The organism is Erythrobacter sp. S43 (assembly GCF_057364955.1).
The window spans coordinates 2,638,962-2,659,264 of record NZ_CP200285.1; the positions used below are offsets into that span (position 1 = coordinate 2,638,962).

The window sequence follows — 20,303 nt, forward strand, 5'->3', positions numbered from 1 at the left end:
CTTATGACTTTGCCCATCCAGAACCGCCGTCAATTCCTCGGTGCCACGGGAAGCGCCTTTGCTGCATTGCTTGCGAGCGGTTGCATGACTCGCGGGGCAGCGGGATTGCCGGGCACAGATGGCCGAAGCGCATTCAGCAATTACGGGCCACTGGTGCCCGATCCCAAGGGTGTTCTCGATCTGCCCGCCGGCTTCTCGTACCGCGTTCTCTCCAGCCTTGGCGATGCGATGAGCGATGGCGGCACCGTGCCGGACAAGGCCGACGGTATGGGCTGTCTTGACATCGGTAATGGCGAGATTGCCTTGGTGCGCAACCATGAGCTGATCCCGACCGATGGCGCAGGTGGAGCAATCGCCAAAGGATACGGCACATGGAAAGGGGAGATTGTCCCAGGCGGAACGACGAATATCGTACTCGATGCAAAGACGTTGGAAGTTAAGCGCCAGTTCCGCACGCTCGGTGGGACAATCCGCAACTGCTCGGGCGGGGTGACCCCGTGGGGCAGCTGGCTGACTTGTGAAGAAGCACCAACGGGTCCGGGCCAGCGTTATGGCGATGGGCTAGCGGTCAATCACGGCTGGACCTTCGAAGTGCCCGGCAATGCAACCGGATTGGTCGACCCCTTGCCATTGCGAGCATTGGGCCGCTTCAATCACGAGGCTGCGGTGGTCGATCCGGCGACAGGCTATGTCTATCAAACCGAGGATATGAATAACAGCGTGTTCTACCGCTTCCTGCCTAAGGTCCCTGGCAAGCTCGCCGAAGGTGGCAAGTTGCAGGCCATGGTGGTCGATGGGCTGCCAGATACGCGCAATTGGGACGCGGTCACTATGCCGGTGGGGCAGTCCTATCCGGTTCGCTGGATCGATCTGGATGATGTCGAAGCGCCCAAGAACGACCTTCGCTTACGCGCAGCGTCCCAAGGTGCGACACTGATCGCGCGCGGTGAGGGCATGCATATGGGCGATGGTGATCTGTACATCTGCTCGACCAGTGGCGGCGCTAAGAAGCTTGGCCAGATTTTCCGTCTGGTACCCGGACGCGGCAAAGAGGCAGACCGCCTCGAATTGTTCTTCGAAAGCGAGAGCGCGGAACAGTTCAATTTTGGCGACAACCTGTGCGTAGCCCCCAACGGGCATCTGATTGTGTGCGAGGATCAATACACCGATGTGGTCGACAACCACCTGCGCGGAATCACGCCGGATGGTCGTCCCTATGACTTCGCGCGCCTGCGCATGCAGACCGAGCTGGCGGGCGGGTGCTTCTCGCCCGATGGCAAGACGTTCTTCGTGAACGCATACGCTCCCACGCGAACGCTCGCGATCACAGGACCGTGGAATGCATAAAACCGGCAGTGTGGGTGAAAATGGCTCCCCGAGTTGGATTCGAACCAACGACCAAGTGATTAACAGTCACCTACTCTACCGCTGAGCTATCGGGGAGCAGCTTCCCAAGCGGTATGGAGGGAAGCGAAGCGCGCGTATATGAGTCGCGCGCGAAATTGGCAAGAGGCGTTTTGGGATTTTTGCGTCCGGAGCTTTCAGGTGCGCTTTGACCTCTAATCCCAGGCGAATTGCTCGGCGACGATCCGTTCATCAAGCGAATGCCCTTTGTCGAACAGCAGCGTCAGTTCTGTCTGGCGCGCGACGCTTAGCGTGACTTCTGCAATGTTCCGCAGTTCGCGCTGATCGGCCACGGCTGAAACGGGGCGTTTTTTCGGCTCCAGAATGCGAAACTTCACTGGCAGATGATCGGGTAAGATTGCGCCACTCCACCGGCGTGGGCGGAACGGGCTAATGGGGGTGAGCGCCAGCAGTTCTGATCCCAGCGGCAAGATCGGGCCATTGGCGGAGAGGTTATAGGCGGTCGAACCGGCTGGCGTGGAGAGCAAGACGCCGTCGCAGATCAATTGCTCGATCCGCACACGTCCATTCACGCTCACTTCGATCTTCGCGGTCTGCCGCATTTCACGCAGTAAGGACACCTCGTTGATGGCGAGGAAGGTGTGCGTTTCCCCATCCTGCGTCACCGCCTCCATACGCAGGGGCGCTATCTTGAACGGGCGTGCGCGGTTCGCCATGCGCGGCAAGTTCCCCTTGCTGCGATAGCGGTTCATCATGAAGCCGACCGTGCCGCGATTGAGCCCATAGGCGGGGATCACGCGCCCGCTATCGAGCATCGAGTGCAGCGTTTGCAGCATAAAACCGTCGCCGCCCAAAACGATGGCGGCATCGGCCTCTTCAAGCGGGACCCAATCTTCCCGATCCTTGAACAGCTCATAGGCCTCGCGCGCCCGGTGGGAGTCCGATGCCAGAAGCGCAAAACGCTCAAACTGGTTGTCTGTGCTCATATGACTTCGAAGAACCCCGCCCAAGCGATTGTGTGCGCTAGTGAGTTATCCTGATGTTCCAATTTCGGTCGGATTGCAATTGATGTCACATTTCCTTCATTATGTAACTAGAGGAGAGTTATGGAATCGGGGCAGTCATCTTTGAGAGAGACAGACCGGGGAATGTTTCCCGGCGTGAAGCCGACTGCGCTCGACGCGGATTTGCTGCGCGCGCTTGATCGGTCGGAGATCGAGGTCCTGTTTCAACCGCAGTTTGACTGCAAGACCGGTTCGGTGGTTGGCGCCGAGGCTTTGGCGCGCTGGCAGCATCCGACACTGGGTGAAATCGGTGCGCGCGATTTGTTTGCGATTGCCGAACGCGCGGCTCTGGTTGCGCCGCTCTCGCGCCACGTCGTTGCCCGCGCCCTGCAAGAGGCGGCGAGTTGGCCCGAGGAATTGTCGCTTTCCTTGAATATCACGCCCGAAGAACTGGGCGATCCGCGCTTCGCATCTGATTTTGCCGAGTTGATCGGAAAAAGCGAAATAGCGCCCGAACGGCTGATGCTTGAGATCACCGAGGACCTGCTGCTGCGCAATCTGAAGCAAGCATCCTCTGCGTTGTCAGCGCTGCGTAAGCTGGGTTTCCGAACCGCGCTTGATGATTTTGGCGCTGGCTTTTGCAACTTCCGTTACCTGCGTGAACTTCCTCTCGATGCAATCAAGCTCGATAAGCTCATGGTTGATGATGTGCCGGAAGATGCCAAATCACTTGCTGTCTTCCGTGCAATCATTGCGCTGAGCAAAGCGCTCGATCTGGAGATTTACGCGGAAGGGATCGAAAGCGAGATCCAGCGTGCGACGATCATCAGCGAAGGCTGTGATTATTGGCAAGGCTTCCTGCGCGCGCAACCTATGAAGGGTGACAAGGTGGTGGCCTTGTCCCGCACAGCGCGCGGGCGCGGGCACGGGTAAGACTTAGAAATTTCCGACGTCGCATTGCAGGCAAGTTATTCCGCGGCGGCGCCACATATCGACAACCTGCTGGCGATCATCGACGGTAAACTCGATCTCGAGACCCTCGGCCAGAAGCTGGTCCAAAATCTCTTCCTTGATGATGTGATCCGCCCGGTAATCCTTGTCCGCGCGCATCAACATGCGGTCGGATGGAATCTCGTTCCACGCCAGCCATTGCTCGGTCAGTTTTCGGGACCATTCATTGCGGCCTGTGACCAGTATCAAGGTGTACGCACCCGCTTCCCACAGCGTCTTGTAGAGTGAGACGACCGGCGCATTTGGCGTGTCATCGCCCATGGCGTTGTTGAACGCTTTCCAGTCCGGCTCATCTTGCTCCGGAAAGCTGCGCCGGTGTTCGATATTCGCCAGCGTTCCGTCGATGTCGAAAAGGACCGCCTTCGTTGCGGCGTCTCCACTCATTTCGTTGCCTTCCTCGCCTTGCGCACAATCCCGCTCAGGCCTTTGGTCAACTGGAAGAGGCCATTGAGCCGTGACTGCGGGTCGCCCCATGCGCGGTTGATGACCAGCTTCATGTCAGGGCGCAGTTTGGCGGTGCCTTGCAGACGGTCGACATAGGCGATCAGGCCCGGGCCGTCAGGAAAGTCGTCATTGTGGAATGTCACCAGCGTCCCGCGTGCGCCGACGTCAATCTTGGCGATGTTCGCCTCGATCGCTTGATGCTTGATCTCGATCAGGCGGACGAGGTTTTTGGTTGGATCGGGCAGATCGCCAAAACGGTCGATCATCTCGGCGGCAAGGCTTTCGATCTCGGCCTTGTCCTGCGCTTGGTTCAGACGGCGATAGAGCGCCATGCGTACCGCGAGATCTGGAACGTAATCCTCGGGGATCATAATCGGGGCATCGACGGTGATCTGGGGCGAGACTTTGTCTTTAGCGGGTTCGAGTCCCATTTCGCCCGCTTTGGCTGCCAAAATCGCGTCTTCGAGCATCGACTGGTAGAGCTCAAACCCGACCTCGCGGATGTGGCCCGATTGCTCGTCACCCAAGAGGTTGCCCGCGCCGCGAATGTCGAGGTCGTGGCTCGCAAGCTGGAAGCCTGCACCCAGCGAATCGAGATCGCCGAGAACCTTCAAACGTTTCTCCGCGATCTCCGAAAGCTGTACGTCTTTCTCGTAACTGAGATAGGCATAGGCGCGCAGCTTCGAACGGCCCACGCGCCCGCGCAACTGATAGAGTTGTGCGAGGCCGAAACGGTCGGCGCGGTGGATGATGATTGTGTTAGCGGATGGCAGGTCGAGCCCGCTTTCGACGATGGTGGTCGAAAGCAGCACCTCGTATTTGCCCTCATAGAACGCGCTCATACGCTCTTCGATTTCACCCGCGCCCAACTGGCCGTGCGCGCTGATCGATTTCACCTCTGGCACATTCTCGCGCAGCCATTCCTCGACTCCGGCCATGTCCGAAATGCGCGGGACAACGATAAAGCTCTGCCCGCCGCGATGGTGTTCGCGCAGCAAAGCTTCGCGCATCACCATGTCGTCCCATTCCATCACATAGGTCCGCACCGCGAGGCGGTCGACCGGAGGTGTCTGGATGGTTGAAAGCTCGCGCAGCCCGGTCATTGCCATTTGCAATGTCCGCGGGATCGGCGTCGCTGTGAGCGTGAGCATATGTACATCGGAGCGCAGCTGTTTGAGCTTCTCTTTATGCGTCACACCAAAGCGCTGTTCCTCGTCGACGATCACAAGGCCTAGATTTTTGAACTCGGTCGATTTGGAGAGGATCGCGTGTGTGCCGACCACAAGATCAATATCGCCGCTGGCCAGCCCCTCGCGCGTTTCGGTCATCTCTTTGGACGAGACGAGGCGAGAAAGGCGCCCGACCTTGAGCGGAAAGCCGGCAAAGCGTTCGGCGAAGTTCTGATAATGCTGGCGCGCGAGCAAGGTGGTGGGGGCGACAATTGCCACCTGTTGTCCGTTCATCGCCGCCACGAAAGCCGCGCGTAAAGCCACCTCGGTCTTGCCGAAGCCGACATCGCCGCAGACCAGCCGATCCATCGGTTTGCCGCTCTCAAGGTCGCGCAGCACATCGGCGATGGCCGCGTCCTGATCGTCGGTTTCTTCCCATGGGAAGCGGTCGACGAACTGGTTGTAGCTGGCTTCCTCGGCCTCGAAGACCGGTGCTTTCTTAAGCGCACGCTCGGCCGCCACTTTCATCAACTCACCCGCGATGGCGGTGATGCGCTCTTTCAGCTTGGCGCGGCGTTTCTGCCACGCCTCACCGCCGAGCCGGTCTAGCATGACCGCGTCTTCGCTGCTCCCGTAGCGTGACAGCACGTCTATATTCTCGACCGGAATAAACAGCTTGTCGCCGCCCTTGTATTCAAGCTGCACGCAGTCATGCATGCTCTTGCCGACGGGGACAGGTTCAAGGCCGAGATATTTGCCAATTCCGTGTTCGACATGGACCACCAGATCGCCCCGCGTAAGCGCTTGCAATTCTGCGAGGAACGCGTCGGAATCCTTGCGCTTCTTTTTGCGACGCACAAGCCTGTCACCAAGCACATCCTGCTCGGTAAGGACCTCGATATCGTCGTTGGCAAAACCCGCCTCAAGCGGGAGAACCATTGCCGCCAGAGTTCCCTTCGCGGAAAGGCCAAGCGCCTCCTGCCAACTGTCCGCAAGCGCTGTCTTTACACCGGCTTCCTCAAGGATTGAGGCGATGCGCGCTCGGCTCCCGCTGGAGTAGGCGGCGAGCAGTGGCTTGCGGCCTGACTTCTCGATCTCGACGGCATGCTTGGCCGCGGCCTCGTAGACATTGTCCCCACGAGCGCGCTCCGGTGAGAAGTCGCGCGCGGCCTTGAAACCGAAATCGAGATTGGTGTCGCTGGCAGGCGAGGCAAAAACGCTGGCCTTGTGGGCAGGGGCGTCCGCCAGACCAGTGCTGAATTCGTCCTGCGATAGATAGAGCGCGTCTTTGGCTAGGGGGCGATAGGAACCGCTCTTGTCGCCCGCGATCTTTTCGCGCTGGCGGTGGTAGTCTTCGATGTCGTTGAGGCGTTCCTCCGCCGCTCCAATCGCAGCACTGTCGATGACCATCACATCATCGGCATCCAAGTGATCGAACAGGGTGGAAAGTCGTTCCTCGAACAAGGGTAGCCAATGCTCCATGCCTGCCAATCGTCGTCCGTCGCTCACCGCTTCATAAAGCGGGTCCTGCGTTGCTGCTGCACCGAATTGCTCGCGATAGCGTGAGCGGAAGCGTTTGATGCTGGCCTCGTCCAGCAGCGCTTCGGATGCAGGCAGGAGCAGGTGCGAATCCAGCCGACCTGTCGAGCGCTGTGTCGAGGGATCAAACAGGCGCAGGCTCTCCAGTTCGTCGCCGAAGAAATCGAGCCGCAAACCCTGATCGAGCGATGAGGGAAAGATGTCGACAATCGATCCGCGCACCGCGAACTCACCATGATCCACCACGGTGTCGGTGCGCGAATAGCCCTGGCGCGTGAGCAGGGCGGCGAGGCTGTTATGACCGATCGTAGTGCCCGGCTTGAATTCGCGCACGCTTTCGCGAATGCGAAACGGCGTGAGCACGCGTTGCAGGGCAGCGTTGACGGTTGTGACCAGCAATTGCGAGCTGCTTCCCGGGTGCTGCAGTTTGAACAGAGCGGAGAGGCGCGCCGCGCTGACTGACAAAGCTGGCGAAGCGCGGTCGTAAGGTAGGCAGTCCCACGCCGGAAATTCCAGCACTTCAACCTCGGGTGCAAAGTAGCGCGCGGCCTCGGCAACGCTGCGCATCCCAGCATCATCGGGCGTGACCAGGACCGCGCGTTTCTTTGCCGCACGGGCCAGATCACTAAGCACCAATGGCTGCGCTCCGCGTGGCAGCGAGGAGAGGGTCAGTGGCTGGCTTGCGCCAAGAATGCGGGAGAGATCGGGCATGGGTGGTTACTCAAACGGCGAAAGCCCCGCGCGTTCCCGCACGGGGTTTCAAATGATCAGATTTTGGAGTGCCCTAGCGCGGGATATCGACGTAGTCGAGCGCTTGCATTTTAGTGATGAGATCGCCCTGAAACTGCTCCGGCACTGGTGCCGTTTTCAGGGCCCAAGCCATCACATCCACGTCGTCTTCGGCAAGCAGGTCCTCGAACCAGTTCATCTCGGCTTCGCCCCAGTCAGCATGGTAGCGATCAAAGAAACCGCCAATCATATAATCGGCTTCGCGTGTGCCGCGATGCCAAGCGCGAAACTTAGCGCGGGCGAGACGTTCATCGAAAGTGGGCATATCGGACATGCACGCGGGTTAGGGCACTCGGCATTCGCGTTCAAGCGGGTATAGTGGCCATCAGAATGCGCCCAGAGATCCTCAATCCTCTCTTCATCGAAACCGACGCGCTCGACGGCGTCGGGCCGAAGCTGATGAAGCCGCTGGAGAAGCTGGGGCTGACGCGGGTGCGGGATGTGGCCTATCACCTGCCCGAACGGTTTGTGACGCGGCGTGCCATTGCAAATCTGGATGAAGCGGGCGAGGGCGAACAGGTGATTGTGGCGCTTACGCCAACCGAGCATCGCGCCGCACGCAATCCGGGGCGTGGGCCGTATCGCGTTCTAGCTCAGGACGAGATCGGCAATATCTGCGCGCTGACCTATTTTGGGCGAGCCAGTTACACCGCGAAGAAGCAATTGCCCGTGGGAGAGAAACGGTGGGTTGCGGGGCGGCTCGATCGTTATGGCGATATGCTTCAGATCGTCCACCCTGACCATGTCGAGAAAGAAAGCTCGGCGCATATGGGGCGACTGGTGGAACCGGTGTTTGCCCTGTCCGAAGGGCTGACCCAGCCGCGCGTCGGGTCGCTGGTGTCTCAAGCCTTGGAGCGGCTTCCTGAACTGCCTGAATGGATCGAGCCGGGACAGTTCGAGCAAGCAGGTTGGCTGAGTTGGCGAGATTCTCTGCACCTTGCCCATAAAGGGCCGCACGAGACCGCGCGCGATAGGCTGGCTTACGACGAATTGCTGGCGAACAGCCTCGCGTTGCTGCTGGTGCGCGCCGATGGGCGACGCCGCAAAGGGCAACCTTTAAGTGGCGATGGCCGGCTGCGCGAACGGCTCGAATTGCCGTTTGAGATGACCGGCGCGCAGAAACGCTCGATTTCCGAGATTGAAGGCGACTTGCAACAGGAAGCGCCGATGCTGCGGCTGCTTCAGGGCGATGTCGGCGCGGGCAAAACCGTGGTGGCTCTTGCTGCGATGCTGATCGCTGTGGAGGCTGGCAAACAGGCGGCAATGCTTGCCCCAACCGAGATTTTGGCGCGTCAGCATTACGAGACTCTGCGCAAGATGGCTGCGCCAACCGGTGTCGAGGTCGCGCTGCTGACCGGCCGCGCGAAGGGCAAAGAACGCGAAGGCCTGCTGATGGGTCTGCTCGATGGCTCGATCGACATTCTGGTTGGCACTCACGCGATTTTTCAGGACACAGTGAGCTACAAGGATCTCGGCCTGGTGGTGATCGACGAGCAGCACCGTTTCGGTGTCCAACAACGCCTCGCTTTGGCGGGTAAAGGCAAACGTGCGCCGCATACGCTGGCGATGACCGCGACTCCCATCCCGCGTTCGCTGACTCTCGCTCAATATGGCGAGATGGATGTGAGCCGCCTCGATGAGCTTCCGCCCGGTAGACAGGCCATTGAAACACTGGTGGTCGCGCAGGACCGCCTCGATGACGTGGCGGCAGGGGTCGAGCGGCATCTTGCGACTGGTCAGCAGGCCTATTGGGTTTGCCCCATGGTCCGCGAAAACGAAGTCGCCGATATCGCCGCTGCCGAGGCACGTTATGCGTCGCTGAAGGAGCGGTTCGGTGATGATGTCGTGATGGTCCACGGACAGCTCCATCCCGAGATCAAGGACGCCAATATGGAGCGCTTTGCTAGCGGTGAGGCGAAGCTGTTGATCGCGACGACTGTGATTGAAGTCGGTGTCGATGTGCCTTCATCCACGCTGATGGTGATCGAACAGGCCGAGCGCTTTGGCCTTGCTCAACTTCACCAGCTGCGCGGGCGTGTGGGGCGGGGGAGTGAGAAGAGTCGCTGCCTTCTGCTGCGCGGCAATGAGCTGTCCGAGACGGGTAAGAAACGGTTGGCGCTGATGCGAGAGACGCAGGACGGCTTCCGCATTGCCGAGGAAGATCTGGAATTGCGTGGCGGCGGTGAATTGCTGGGTACGCGTCAATCTGGTGAGGCTGCGTTCCGTATTGCCAATCTTGAGCAAGTGCAGAAACTGCTTCCAGCCGCCCATGCCGATGCGCGGCTGCTGATTGATCGCGATGGTGGCCTGACAAGTGAACGCGGCGAAGCAGCGCGCATTTTGCTATACTTGTTTGAGCGTGACTGGGGTGTTCAACTTCTAAGGGGTGGCTGACCGCTCAGCCTCACGACCAAGGCCCTCGCAGCGATGCTCACTTCTTCCCACACGGCCTCGAAGTCGCTTTGGTCACCGTAATAAGGGTCCTTTACCGACTGACCTTCGCGGCCTTCCACAAAATCCATCAGCATTTGAATCTGGGCTGTCCCTTCACGCGGTGCCGTTGTTTCGATTCCGGCAAGGTTTGCCGTGTCGAGGGCCAGTATGTGTGTGAACCGGCGAAAGTCGTCCCGCGTGATCTGCCGTCCTCGCAGACTACCGATATCCACGCCATTGGCGCGCGCGGTGGCGATTGCTCTTCGATCGGGTGCTTCACCGGGGTGGTAGTTGGATGTACCGGCCGAATCCACTTCCCAGTCGAGACCGGCTTCTGTCAAAGCTGCGCGCATTGCTCCTTCTGCCATGGGTGAACGACAAATGTTCCCGAGGCAGACGAACAGCACCGCTGGTGTCGGATGATGTGATGACATTGCTTCCCGCTTATGCTCTTTTGTTGCCTCGTTCTAATCTTATCCGCACGCCAAGGATTGTATTCATGCGCCATTGTATCTCCGGCCTTCTGCTCGCCGCCGCGCCGCTCTCGATCGTTCACGCCGGCCCGGTGGAAGACTACAAGGAACTGCGCGAGGAAGTGTGGGAGGCAACGCTAGACGCTGCGCCAACACTGGCGACCAATGTGGGTGACAGGCGTGGTGATGGAAAACTGGGGGACTTGTCGCTCGAAGCTTACGAGAACCAGATTGCTGAAGCACGCAAATATCTCGCGCGGCTTGAGGCTATCGATACGGAGGCGCTGCCTACCGATCTCCAAATCGACCATGCGGTTCTAAAGCGCAGCTTTGAAGACGCGATTGAAGCTTCGGCGCATGACCATACCAAATACATCCTCTTCACCAATCGCGGCGGTTTCGCAGACGGGGTTGGCGGGTTGGCGAACCGCTCCCCTTCTTCACGCTGGCTGATTACCAAAGCTACGTAGACCGCTTGGGTGCCTTTGCGCAGGTCGCCGCCGACGGGATTGAGCGCAGCCGCGAGGCGGTGAAGCGCGGGCTGACCCAGCCATGCGAGCCAATGAAGGGCTACGAACGTCGCACCGAGCGCCAGATCACCGCGGATTACAAAGATTCGCCGTTCTGGCGTCCCTTTTCCGGGGAGCGTCCGGCCTCAATCACCGAGGAGGACTGGCAGAACCTGAAAGATCAGGCGAGCGTTGCCATTGAAGAGGCGGTGTTCCCCTCGCTCACCGATTTCGTGACCTTCTACAAAGAGGAATATGAACCCAAATGCCGCACGGGCACGCCGGGCGTGATGGCGACGCCGGGTGGTCAGGAATATTATGCTTACCGCGTGAAGAGCTTCACCACGACCGATATGACGCCGGATGAAGTGCACAATCTTGGCCTGTCCGAAGTCGCGCGCATCCGTGCGGAAATGGTCGATGTCGCGAAGCAAGCAGGCTTCGACACGCGCGAGGCATTCATCGAGCATCTGCGCACCGATCCGAAATATTACATGACCGATGCGGACGAGTATCTCGAATACACGCAGGCGCTGGCCAAGCACATTGATGGCTTCATGCCCAAGCTGTTCGGCACGTTGCCGCGCAACCCTTACACCGTCTCGCCGATCCCGCTCGCCAATGCGATTGGCAACACCACCGCCTATTATGAGCCGGGCTCGCTCGAAGTGGGCAGGGCAGGCGTATATCGCCTGAACACCACCGAGCTTGACCAGCGCCCGCTGTGGGAGCTGCCCGCGCTGGGCGTGCATGAGGCGGTGCCTGGCCACCACCTGCAAATTTCGCTGCAACAGGAACTAGACATCCACCCGCTGCGTGCAAACGGCACCTTCTTCACGGCGTTTGTCGAAGGTTGGGGGCTGTATTCCGAGCGTCTTGGTATCGAGATGGGGCTGTATGATACGCCTGCCAAGCAGATGGGTCGCCTGTCATACGAGATGTGGCGCGCGACGCGCTTGGTGGTCGACACGGGCTTGCACTCGAAGGGGTGGAGCAAGAAGCAGGCGGTCGACTATATGCTCGACAACACCGCGTTGACCGCGGCCAATGTTGATGCCGAGGTCAACCGCTACATGACATGGCCCGGTCAGGCGCTGGCTTATAAGATCGGTGAACTGAAAATCCGTGAGTTACGGACACGCGCGGAAGAAGCGCTTGGCGCGGACTTCGACCTGCGCGCATTCCACGACACGGTACTGGAGAACGGGTCGATCCCGCTGTCAGTGCTAGAGGAGCATGTGGACCGCTGGATTGTGGGCAGAAAGGCTGAGTCAATTGCCGATGCTGCAGAGAGAGGTGCTGTTGCGGCCAGCGACTAAGCCGCCTTGCTCTCCATCGGGGATGTGTTCGCAAGCACATCTTCGGTGATCCGCCGCACATTGACCTGCGCCTGCAATCGCGCTCCGAGCAGCGCCGTCCCGCTGACCTTGCGTTGCACGAACAGCGTCTCGATCGGCGGGAAGGCCCAGGTTTCCTTGTCCTGCGCGATCTCCCATCCTTCATCGCGCAGGAGCGGGACAAAGGCGCGGTCGCCGAAGTCGAAGGGCTTGTCCTCGCGCATTTCGTTGATGACGATATCGACCATGCGGTCCACCCGCTCAGGGTGCCTTTCGTAGACGACTGGCATCATAAATCCGGCTTCGATGGTCGCCTCGACCACCTGCTCACGATTGCCGTTCAAACCGGCATGGAGCATTTTGCGATAGCCGTTCGACACATCGGGATCGACCGGACGACACGCACCGAAATCAAGCAGCACGATCTCGCCCGTCTCCTTTCGATAAAGGAAATTGGCAAAGTTCGGGTCGGTCTGCATTACGCCGAAATCGAACAGCTCGCGTGCGACCAAAGCCATCAGCCGCGTCATCACCGCATCGCGTTTCTCGTCCGGCTCGTTGGCGAGTTCCTCGATGCTGCCGCCTTCTTCAAAGCTCATCGCGAGAATGTGATCGCGGGTTAGGCCTTCGTGCAGTTCGGGCACCACAAAACCCGGCTCACCCGCCAATTGCTCGCGATAAACCTGCATCTGCGCGCCTTCGCGTTGATAATCGGCTTCCTCGTGGAGCTGTTCCTTAGCCGCCGCCATCAGCTTTTCGATCTCAAGCTCGGGCGGGGCGAAACCTGCGACTTTCAGCAGCGTGACCATATTGTCGACATCGCTGTCGATGCTTTTGGCGACGCCGGGATATTGCACCTTGATCGCCAGCATCTGCCCATCGCGGGTCAGCGCCTTGTGCACCTGACCGATAGAGGCCGCGGCAATCGGGCGCGGGTTGAACCAGCGGAAATTCTTGCGCCAGTCATTGCCCCATTGCTCTTTCAGTACGCCGTCCAACTGCTTGGCGGGCATGAAATTCGCCTGATCGCGCAGGGTGGCGAGGATGTCGGCGAGCTCCTTGGGCAGGAAATCACCCGAATCCATGCTGATCATCTGCCCCATCTTCATCGCTGCGCCACGAAGGTGGGAAAGGCGATCGGTGAGCCGCTTCACATTGCCCGGCGTCAGAATCAGATCGCGCGTCGAGATACTCTCTCCGCTCGTCAGCCGCCGCGCTCCTTCGGCCGCCATACCGCCGACAACGCCACCCACCAGCCGGCTAAATGTGCCCACACGAGCAATGCGGCCAGAAGGCACTTTCCGCTCGCGCGAACGGTCGGATTTGCTCGGCGTGAAATCAGGAATGTCGTCGTCGGCCACTTGGGTGGGGATCCCTTTTGAAACTCTGCTTCTTGAACGAGCAAGCATGTGGGGTGTTCCGCGCCCGATGACAAATGCAGGAGTGCGGGAACCGGCGAATGCGTCAAACGCTTGCAACCACATGGACGAGACAACTTCCCTGACACCTGCATCGCGCTGGCTGGGCTATTCCGGTCTGTTGCCGCAGGTCATCTGCGTGGCTTTGGCCTTTAGCGGTCACGAATATGGCTATAGCGCGCTGGCGGGCGGGTTCGCTTATGCCGCCGCGATATTCAGCTTCCTCGGCGGCGTGTGGTGGGGGCAGGCTATTGCCAGCGGCAAGGGCGGGGCAGGCTCGTATCTGATCGCAGTGATGCCCAGCCTGATCGCGGTTGCGTTGTTCCTGCCATGGACGTTTGGATTGGAATGGCCTGGGCCAGCGCTAATCTACCTTGGCGGGTTTATTATGCTGTCACCGATGGTGGACCGAAAACTGGGATCTCGCATCACGCGATTTCCTGCTCCTGCGGGTTCAATTGTCAGCAGGGCTGGGACTGCTCACGATCGCACTTGGCTTCGCGGCGTATCGGATGATGTGAAATGGTCGGGAAGAGAGGATTCGAACCTCCGGCCCCCGCCTCCCGAAGACGGTGCTCTACCAGGCTGAGCTACTTCCCGACTCAACAAGCACAGTTCCCTTGGGTCCGTGCGGTAGGCGGGCGCGTATAGGTGTGGATAGCGATAGTGGCAAGCGGGCAATTTCGCGCTAGTCGAGTTGCATGACTACGCATCCCGAACAGCAATATCTCGATCTCATGCGCGGCATCTGGGAAGGCGGCAGCGAACGGGTGGACCGCACAGGTGTGGGCACGCGCTCGATCGCCGGGGCTATGCTGCGCTTCGATCTGGCGGATGGCGCAATGCCGCTGCTAACCACGAAGCGCGTCTATTGGAAGACCGCGACGCGCGAGATGCTGTGGTTCCTGACTGGTGAGACCAATATTCGCCCGCTGGTGCTGCAGGGGGTGAAGATCTGGAACGAATGGCCCCATGCGCGCTATGTTAAAGAGACGGGCGACGAAATCGCGCTTGAAGATTTCGTGCAGCGCATCGCCGATGACGAAACATTCGCGGCTAAGTGGGGCGACCTAGGCCCGGTCTATGGCAAGCAATGGGTCGATTGGCCGACCTACCGGTATCGTCCCGATGGCCTCTACGAGAAGGGTGAGGGAATCAATCAGGTCGCTGAGGTGATCGAAAGCCTGAAGAACAGCCCTGGCAGCCGTCGGCATATCATTGAGGGATGGAATGTTGCGGAGCTGGACCGCATGGCTCTTCCGCCGTGCCACAAGACTTATCAGTTCCACGTTGATGGTTCGGGGGCGAGCGCTCGCCTCAACTGCATGCTCTATCAACGCAGCTGTGATGTCGCATTGGGCCTTCCGTTCAACCTTTGGTCGGCGGCGCTGCTCAATCGGATGATCGCGCAGCAAGTGGGCTTGGAGCCGGGCGAGCTGGTCTGGATGGGCGGGGACGTTCACCTTTATCTCAACCACGCCCATTTGATCGAAGAACAACTGACTCGCGCACCGCAAGGCCATCCGACCTTGGAAATCACCCGAAAGCCCGAAACAATTTTCGATTACCAAATTGAGGATTTTGTGGTGCATGATTACGCGCCAATGCCCCCGATCAAGGCTCCTGTTGCGGTGTGATCTGCGCCGCTTGACCGCCACATTTCGCTGACATACGCGGCTTCCAGACTTTGATGCTGGGAGAGCAAAGCTATGGCCGATCCGGCCGACAAAGATCCGGCTTCTGGGGACAATCGTCCCGCGCTCGCACTGCACGTGCCCGAGCCGAAATATCGCCCGGGTGACGAGGCCGATTTCTCGCATATCGACATTGGTGAAGCCGGCGCGCAGCCGCGCCCTGATGAGGGCACAAAGCCCGAGGACATGAAGGACTTCGCCTATGGCCTCGTCCGCGTTCTGGGCGATGACAACAAGGCACATGGCCCTTGGGATCCGAAGCTCGACGCAGAGACCCTGCGCATGATGCTGCGCAACATGGCGCTGACCCGCGCGTTTGATGAACGCATGTTCCGTGGGCAGCGTCAGGGCAAAACCAGCTTCTACATGAAGTGCACTGGTGAAGAAGCGACGAGCATCGCATCATCGATGGCGCTTGCCAGCGACGACATGATCTTCCCCAGCTATCGCCAGCAAGGCATCCTGATCGCGCGCGGCTATCCTCTGATCGAGATGATCAATCAGATCTACTCGAACAAGGGCGACAAGCTGAAAGGTCGTCAGCTGCCGATCATGTATTCGAGCCGCGAGCACAGCTTCTTCAGCATCTCCGGCAACCTTGCCACACAGACTCCGCAAGCGGTGGGCTGGGCGATGGCAAGTGCGATCAAGGGCGACAGCCGCATCGCCGCGACTTGGGTAGGCGAGGGCTCAACGGCCGAGGGTGACTTCCACAGCGCCTGTACTTTCGCGACCGTCTATAACGCGCCGGTGATCCTCAACGTGATCAACAACCAGTGGGCGATTTCTAGCTTCTCCGGTTTCGCAGGAGCAGAGCGAACCACCTTCGCCGCCCGCGCACTGGGTTATGGCCTTGCTGGGCTTCGCGTTGACGGTAATGATGCGCTGGCCTGCTACGCCGCGCAGCAATGGGCCGCCAACCGCGCCCGAGCCAATCAGGGTCCGACTCTGATCGAGTACTTCACCTACCGCGCCGAGGGACACTCCACCTCGGACGATCCGTCAGGCTACCGTTCTGCGCAGGAACGCGAGGAATGGCCTCTGGGTGATCCGGTTATGCGCCTGAAAGATCACCTCATCGCGCTGGGTGAGTGGGACGAAGATCGTCAGGCAGAGATGGACAAGGAATGCGCCGAGCTGGTCAAAGCGACCACCAAGGAAGCCGAAAAGAACGGTATCCTTGGCCATGGCCTGCACCACCCGTTCCACACTATGTTCGAAGACGTGTTCGAGGAACTGCCTTGGCACCTGGAAGAACAGGCCGAGCAGGCGACGCGTGAGCGCAAGGTAAAGTGGCCTGACCAACACCCCAAGGACTTCGCAGGAAAATGAGTGTGGATACCCAAACCGTAACCACCGCCGAAGCGGAGGCAGAACGCCGGATCAACATGATCGAGGCGATCAACGAAGCGCTCGATGTCATGCTTGAGCGTGATGACGATGTGATCGTGATGGGCGAAGACGTTGGCTATTTCGGCGGCGTTTTCCGCTGCACCGCCGGCCTTCAGGAAAAGCACGGCAAAACTCGTGTGTTCGACACGCCGATCTCCGAGTGCGGCATTATCGGTGTCGCAGTGGGCATGGGCGCATATGGCCTGCGCCCGGTGCCGGAGATCCAGTTTGCCGATTACATTTATCCGGGGCTCGACCAGCTGATCTCCGAAGCGGCACGCCTGCGTTACCGCTCGGCGACCGAATACATTGCGCCGATGACGGTGCGCTCTCCCTTCGGTGGCGGTATTTTCGGCGGGCAGACGCACTCGCAGTCGCCTGAGAGCATCTTCACCCACGTCGCGGGCCTCAAGACGGTAATCCCTTCGACGCCTTACGACGCCAAAGGCCTGCTCATCAGCTGCATCGAAGACAACGATCCGGTGATCTTCTTCGAGCCGAAGCGCATCTATAACGGCCCGTTCTCCGGCTATTACGACAAGCCGGTCGAGCCGTGGAAAAAGCACAAGGACAGCGTGGTGCCCGAGGGATACTACAAAATCCCGCTGGGCAAGGCGCGGCATGTGACCGAAGGCGAGCAACTGACTGTGCTGGCTTATGGCACGATGGTGCACGTGGCTGAGGCGGTGTGTGAGGCGAAAGGCGTCGAAGCCGACATTCTCGATTTGCGCACGCTTGTCCCGCTCGACATCGAAGCGATCGAAGAGTCGGTCAAGAAGACAGGCAAATGCCTGATCGTTCACGAGGCTACCCGAACAAGCGGTTTTGGCTCAGAGCTGTCGGCTTTGGTCACTGAGCGCTGTTTCTACCACCTTGAAGCGCCAGTCGAGCGTGTGACTGGCTTCGACACGCCCTATCCGCACAGCCTCGAATGGGCATATTTCCCCGGCCCCGTCCGCATTGGCGAGGCCATCGACAAAATTTTGAAGGACTGACGCAATGGCGAAGTTCACTTTCAATATGCCCGATGTGGGCGAAGGCGTGGCCGAGGCGGAGATCGTCGAATGGCACGTGAAGGTTGGTGACACGGTCGAGGAAGACCAGCACCTCGTCGACGTGATGACCGACAAGGCGACCATCGACATTGAAAGCCCGGTTGAGGGTAAGGTGCTCGAAGTAGCAGGCGATCTGGGTGACGTGATCTCGGTCGGCGCGATGCTGTTGGTGATCGAAGTTGAAGGCGAGGTCTCGGAAGAGGCCGAGGAGGCGGCGGCGTATGCTCCAACTCCCGCACCCGCTCCCGAGCCGTCACCGGAACCTGCTCCTGAATCTGAGCCCGCACCGGCGCCGACGCCTGCACCGGCTCCTGAAGCAAGCGCTCCGACGGCAAAGGTGCTAGCTAGCCCCGCTGTGCGCCAGCGGGCCAAAGACCTCGGCATTGACCTTGCCGAAGTGAAGCCTGCCGCCGATGGCCGTGTGCGTCACGCTGATCTTGACCAGTTCCTCGCCTACAATGCAGGCGGCGGTTTCAAGCCCGCTGGCGGCACGCGCGCAGACGAAGCGATCAAGGTGATTGGTCTGCGCAAACGCATCGCGCAGAATATGGCCGCATCGAAGCGTCACATCCCTCACTTTACCTATGTCGAGGAATGCGACGTAACCGCTCTCGAAGCGATGCGCGCAGATCTGAACACGGCGCGGGGCAGCAAGCCCAAGCTGACCATGCTTCCGCTGCTGATCACCGCTGTTTGCAAGCTGATCCCTGATTTCCCGATGATCAATGCTCGCTACGACGATGAAGCGGGTGTGGTGACACGCCACGGCGCGGTGCATCTGGGTATGGCGACGCAGACCGATACTGGCCTGATTGTGCCGGTGATCAAAGACGCGCAGGCGTGCAATCTGTGGCAGCTGGCGACGGAGATCGGTCGTCTGGCGAGTGCGGCACGCGATGGCTCGGCCAAGTCGGACGAGCTTTCCGGCTCTACGCTGACAGTGACGTCTCTCGGCCCTCTGGGCGGTGTTGCAACGACGCCGGTCATCAATCGACCTGAGGTCGCGATCATCGGCCCGAACCGCATCATCGAGCGTCCGATGTTTGTGACCGGATCCGATGGCAGTGAGCGAATCGAGAAACGGAAGCTGATGAATATCTCGATCAGTTGCGATCACCGTGTTGTGGACGGCTATGACGCGGCGAGCTTCATTCAGGAGATGAAGAAGCTGATCGAAACGCCTGTTTTGCTGATGGCGGATTAAGCGCGCGAATAAAGTTTGATTTTCGCAAATAGGGCCGTTGACAGCATATACGCACGGCCCTATCTGCGCGTCTCCCAAGTGGCTGCGCGGGTGTAGCTCAGTTGGTTAGAGTGTCGGCCTGTCACGCCGAAGGTCGCGGGTTCGAGTCCCGTCACTCGCGCCACTTGGGGATTTCATATTGTTTTGTTTGCATGTTCGCCCGTAAAGAGCGGGGTGCTACGCTATGGCGAGGTAACCGTCTCGCGTCTTAAGTGGCAGATACATAAGCCCATTGTGAAAAAGCTCTTCCCTCCAAAGCAATCAGAAGAACCGTATTTGTAGAAGTCCGCGACTCTCGCTTAGAAATCTGTATGATTGCGAAATTGGTCAGGTGCAGAGACCGATTTGTATTGGCTTTCTAATGAGGGGGGATTTTATGCCAACAACTGAACTGTTTGGGGGTGCTGGAGGTAAAAAGTTTGACGATCGCAAATCGCTGGGTGACCTTGGAAAAATCGACGAGATCCGGGTTCGGGCTGGGGATTGGATCAACGCGATTAAAGTTTACTATCGCGGAAATTCGTCGGAGGTCATTCAACACGGCGGTGGAGGCGGCGAAGATGAACGCTTCCGCCTAGATAGTGATGAGTACATCACTGCGGTCGAAATTGGTTACGGCAGATTTCCCTCTGGAGATCTAAGCACTGGATATCTGGTAGCAGTTAATCGCCTCCAATTCTTCACCAATAAGAACGAGCGGGCGAGCGATGTCTACGGAATTGGCGGAGATATTGAGGGCGTCAGTAAGATTGAGCGAGTGGAGTTCCCGGACAACAGCTTCCTGACGGGTTTCTTTGGTGCGAGTGGCGATTACCTCGATGCATTAGGCTTCTATTTCGATGAAGATCCTATCGAATATGTGGTGCTAGAAGACATTGAGTTCTTGAAGGGCACATTTAACAAGAACGCGGCCAAGCCTGAAGCGATGGTGAATTTGTTCGCCACGAACGCGAGCGACACTTCACAAAAAGCGGCGGTATCGATCAAGTCGGGGGTGTCTCACAAAGTCAGCCACTCTTTTTCGACGGGCTTCAAGGAAGGAATTGGAGCGAAGATCAGCGGCGGCAAACTTGTGAAGTGGGAGTTTTCGCTGAGCTTCGATGCCACGCAAACAATTTCTGACGGTCAGGAAACGGTCGTTTCAGAGGATATCACAGCCACGGTTACCGCAGATGTGCCTGCGCATTCACAGATGCATGGCGTCCTGGAATCCTCGCGCGATACCTTTGACGCGCCTTACAAAGCGAAAGGCAGGGCGCATCGTCGGAGCGGAAAAGAGATGGTCAAAGATGTGGAGGGACGGTTTTACGGCGTTGTCTCATCAGTGATCAAAGAACGGTGGGATAAACCCGAGCCGATAACTGGTGAACGTCCTATCAATGCGAAGCACATCGCGGTTGATCAGCTCTCTGATCCGCAATGACTGAA

Annotated in this window: 16 protein-coding genes, 3 tRNA genes and 1 pseudogene; 12 read left to right on the forward strand and 8 right to left on the reverse strand. The window is 59.1% G+C overall.

Annotated features, from left to right (window positions below):
• The first annotated feature begins 3 nt into the window (after positions 1-3).
• Positions 4-1,347 carry an alkaline phosphatase PhoX gene (locus AC0V6K_RS13030; RefSeq protein WP_472622909.1) on the forward strand — a complete coding sequence of 448 codons (1,344 nt, stop codon included), beginning with the start codon at positions 4-6 and terminating at the stop codon, positions 1,345-1,347.
• A gap of 21 nt (positions 1,348-1,368) precedes the next feature.
• Here AC0V6K_RS13030 and AC0V6K_RS13035 read toward each other — a convergent pair.
• A tRNA-Asn gene (locus tag AC0V6K_RS13035) sits at positions 1,369-1,443 on the reverse strand.
• A 116-nt stretch (positions 1,444-1,559) separates the two neighbouring features.
• Entirely contained in the window at positions 1,560-2,351 is a 792-nt protein-coding gene (locus AC0V6K_RS13040; RefSeq protein WP_472622911.1) for an NAD kinase, read from the reverse strand.
• Positions 2,352-2,525: 174 nt separating this feature from the next.
• On the opposite strand from AC0V6K_RS13040, the gene AC0V6K_RS13045 reads away from it, so the two are divergent.
• The gene (locus AC0V6K_RS13045; RefSeq protein ID WP_486172659.1) at positions 2,526-3,302 is read left to right on the forward strand and encodes an EAL domain-containing protein; all 777 of its coding nucleotides are present in this window, start codon (positions 2,526-2,528) and stop codon (positions 3,300-3,302) included.
• Positions 3,303-3,305: 3 nt separating this feature from the next.
• Here AC0V6K_RS13045 and AC0V6K_RS13050 read toward each other — a convergent pair whose 3' ends face one another.
• The 3 genes from AC0V6K_RS13050 to AC0V6K_RS13060 all read right to left on the reverse strand — a co-directional run bounded on the left by AC0V6K_RS13050 (position 3,306) and on the right by AC0V6K_RS13060 (position 7,595).
• Positions 3,306-3,764, reverse strand: coding sequence for a phosphatase domain-containing protein (locus AC0V6K_RS13050; RefSeq protein WP_472622915.1), 459 nt, complete (start codon positions 3,762-3,764; stop codon positions 3,306-3,308).
• On the reverse strand, positions 3,761-7,243 hold the full coding sequence (mfd, locus tag AC0V6K_RS13055; RefSeq protein WP_472622917.1) for a transcription-repair coupling factor: 3,483 nt from the start codon (positions 7,241-7,243) through the stop codon (positions 3,761-3,763). Before mfd ends, AC0V6K_RS13050 begins: the two co-directional genes overlap by 4 nt.
• A 73-nt stretch (positions 7,244-7,316) precedes the next feature.
• On the reverse strand, positions 7,317-7,595 hold the full coding sequence (locus tag AC0V6K_RS13060) for an FAD assembly factor SdhE (protein ID WP_472622919.1): 279 nt from the start codon (positions 7,593-7,595) through the stop codon (positions 7,317-7,319).
• 56 nt (positions 7,596-7,651) lie between these two features.
• On the opposite strand from AC0V6K_RS13060, the gene recG reads away from it, so the two are divergent.
• Positions 7,652-9,715, forward strand: coding sequence for an ATP-dependent DNA helicase RecG (gene recG / locus AC0V6K_RS13065; protein WP_472626153.1), 2,064 nt, complete (start codon positions 7,652-7,654; stop codon positions 9,713-9,715).
• Here recG and AC0V6K_RS13070 read toward each other — a convergent pair.
• Positions 9,694-10,188: a low molecular weight protein-tyrosine-phosphatase gene (locus AC0V6K_RS13070; RefSeq protein WP_486172660.1), complete on the reverse strand. Its 495-nt coding sequence runs from the start codon at positions 10,186-10,188 to the stop codon at positions 9,694-9,696. The genes recG and AC0V6K_RS13070 overlap by 22 nt on opposite strands.
• 65 nt (positions 10,189-10,253) lie before the next feature.
• Between AC0V6K_RS13070 and AC0V6K_RS13075 the strand changes: the two genes are divergently transcribed.
• Positions 10,254-10,697 (forward strand): DUF885 family protein, encoded by a 444-nt coding sequence (locus tag AC0V6K_RS13075; protein WP_472622923.1) that lies wholly within the window; start codon positions 10,254-10,256, stop codon positions 10,695-10,697.
• A gap of 5 nt (positions 10,698-10,702) precedes the next feature.
• A complete protein-coding gene (locus tag AC0V6K_RS13080; RefSeq protein ID WP_472622925.1) occupies positions 10,703-12,055 on the forward strand; it encodes a DUF885 domain-containing protein in 1,353 nt (450 codons plus the stop codon).
• Here the strand turns inward: AC0V6K_RS13080 and AC0V6K_RS13085 are convergent.
• Positions 12,052-13,434 carry an ABC1 kinase family protein gene (locus AC0V6K_RS13085; protein WP_472622927.1) on the reverse strand — a complete coding sequence of 461 codons (1,383 nt, stop codon included), beginning with the start codon at positions 13,432-13,434 and terminating at the stop codon, positions 12,052-12,054. The genes AC0V6K_RS13080 and AC0V6K_RS13085 overlap by 4 nt on opposite strands.
• A gap of 121 nt (positions 13,435-13,555) precedes the next feature.
• Between AC0V6K_RS13085 and AC0V6K_RS13090 the strand changes: the two are divergent.
• A pseudogene (locus AC0V6K_RS13090) lies at positions 13,556-13,849 on the forward strand (DUF3429 domain-containing protein); the annotation flags it as partial.
• A gap of 165 nt (positions 13,850-14,014) precedes the next feature.
• On the opposite strand, the gene AC0V6K_RS13095 reads toward AC0V6K_RS13090, so the two are convergent.
• Positions 14,015-14,091, reverse strand: a tRNA-Pro gene (locus AC0V6K_RS13095).
• A gap of 101 nt (positions 14,092-14,192) precedes the next feature.
• Here AC0V6K_RS13095 and thyA point away from each other — a divergent pair.
• The 6 genes from thyA to AC0V6K_RS13125 all read left to right on the forward strand — a co-directional run bounded on the left by thyA (position 14,193) and on the right by AC0V6K_RS13125 (position 20,298).
• The gene (thyA, locus tag AC0V6K_RS13100) at positions 14,193-15,128 is read left to right on the forward strand and encodes a thymidylate synthase (protein ID WP_472622929.1); all 936 of its coding nucleotides are present in this window, start codon (positions 14,193-14,195) and stop codon (positions 15,126-15,128) included.
• A 72-nt stretch (positions 15,129-15,200) separates the two neighbouring features.
• Positions 15,201-16,517 carry a 3-methyl-2-oxobutanoate dehydrogenase (2-methylpropanoyl-transferring) subunit alpha gene (locus AC0V6K_RS13105; protein WP_472622931.1) on the forward strand — a complete coding sequence of 439 codons (1,317 nt, stop codon included), beginning with the start codon at positions 15,201-15,203 and terminating at the stop codon, positions 16,515-16,517.
• On the forward strand, positions 16,514-17,572 hold the full coding sequence (locus AC0V6K_RS13110) for an alpha-ketoacid dehydrogenase subunit beta (RefSeq protein ID WP_472622933.1): 1,059 nt from the start codon (positions 16,514-16,516) through the stop codon (positions 17,570-17,572). The genes AC0V6K_RS13105 and AC0V6K_RS13110 overlap by 4 nt, the downstream gene beginning before the upstream one ends.
• 4 nt (positions 17,573-17,576) lie before the next feature.
• On the forward strand, positions 17,577-18,836 hold the full coding sequence (locus AC0V6K_RS13115; protein ID WP_472622935.1) for a dihydrolipoamide acetyltransferase family protein: 1,260 nt from the start codon (positions 17,577-17,579) through the stop codon (positions 18,834-18,836).
• Between the two features lie 86 nt (positions 18,837-18,922).
• Positions 18,923-18,999 (forward strand) — tRNA-Asp (locus tag AC0V6K_RS13120).
• 252 nt (positions 19,000-19,251) lie between these two features.
• Complete coding sequence (locus tag AC0V6K_RS13125) at positions 19,252-20,298, forward strand: jacalin-like lectin (protein WP_472622937.1); 1,047 nt, start codon at positions 19,252-19,254, stop codon at positions 20,296-20,298.
• Positions 20,299-20,303 lie beyond the last annotated feature (5 nt).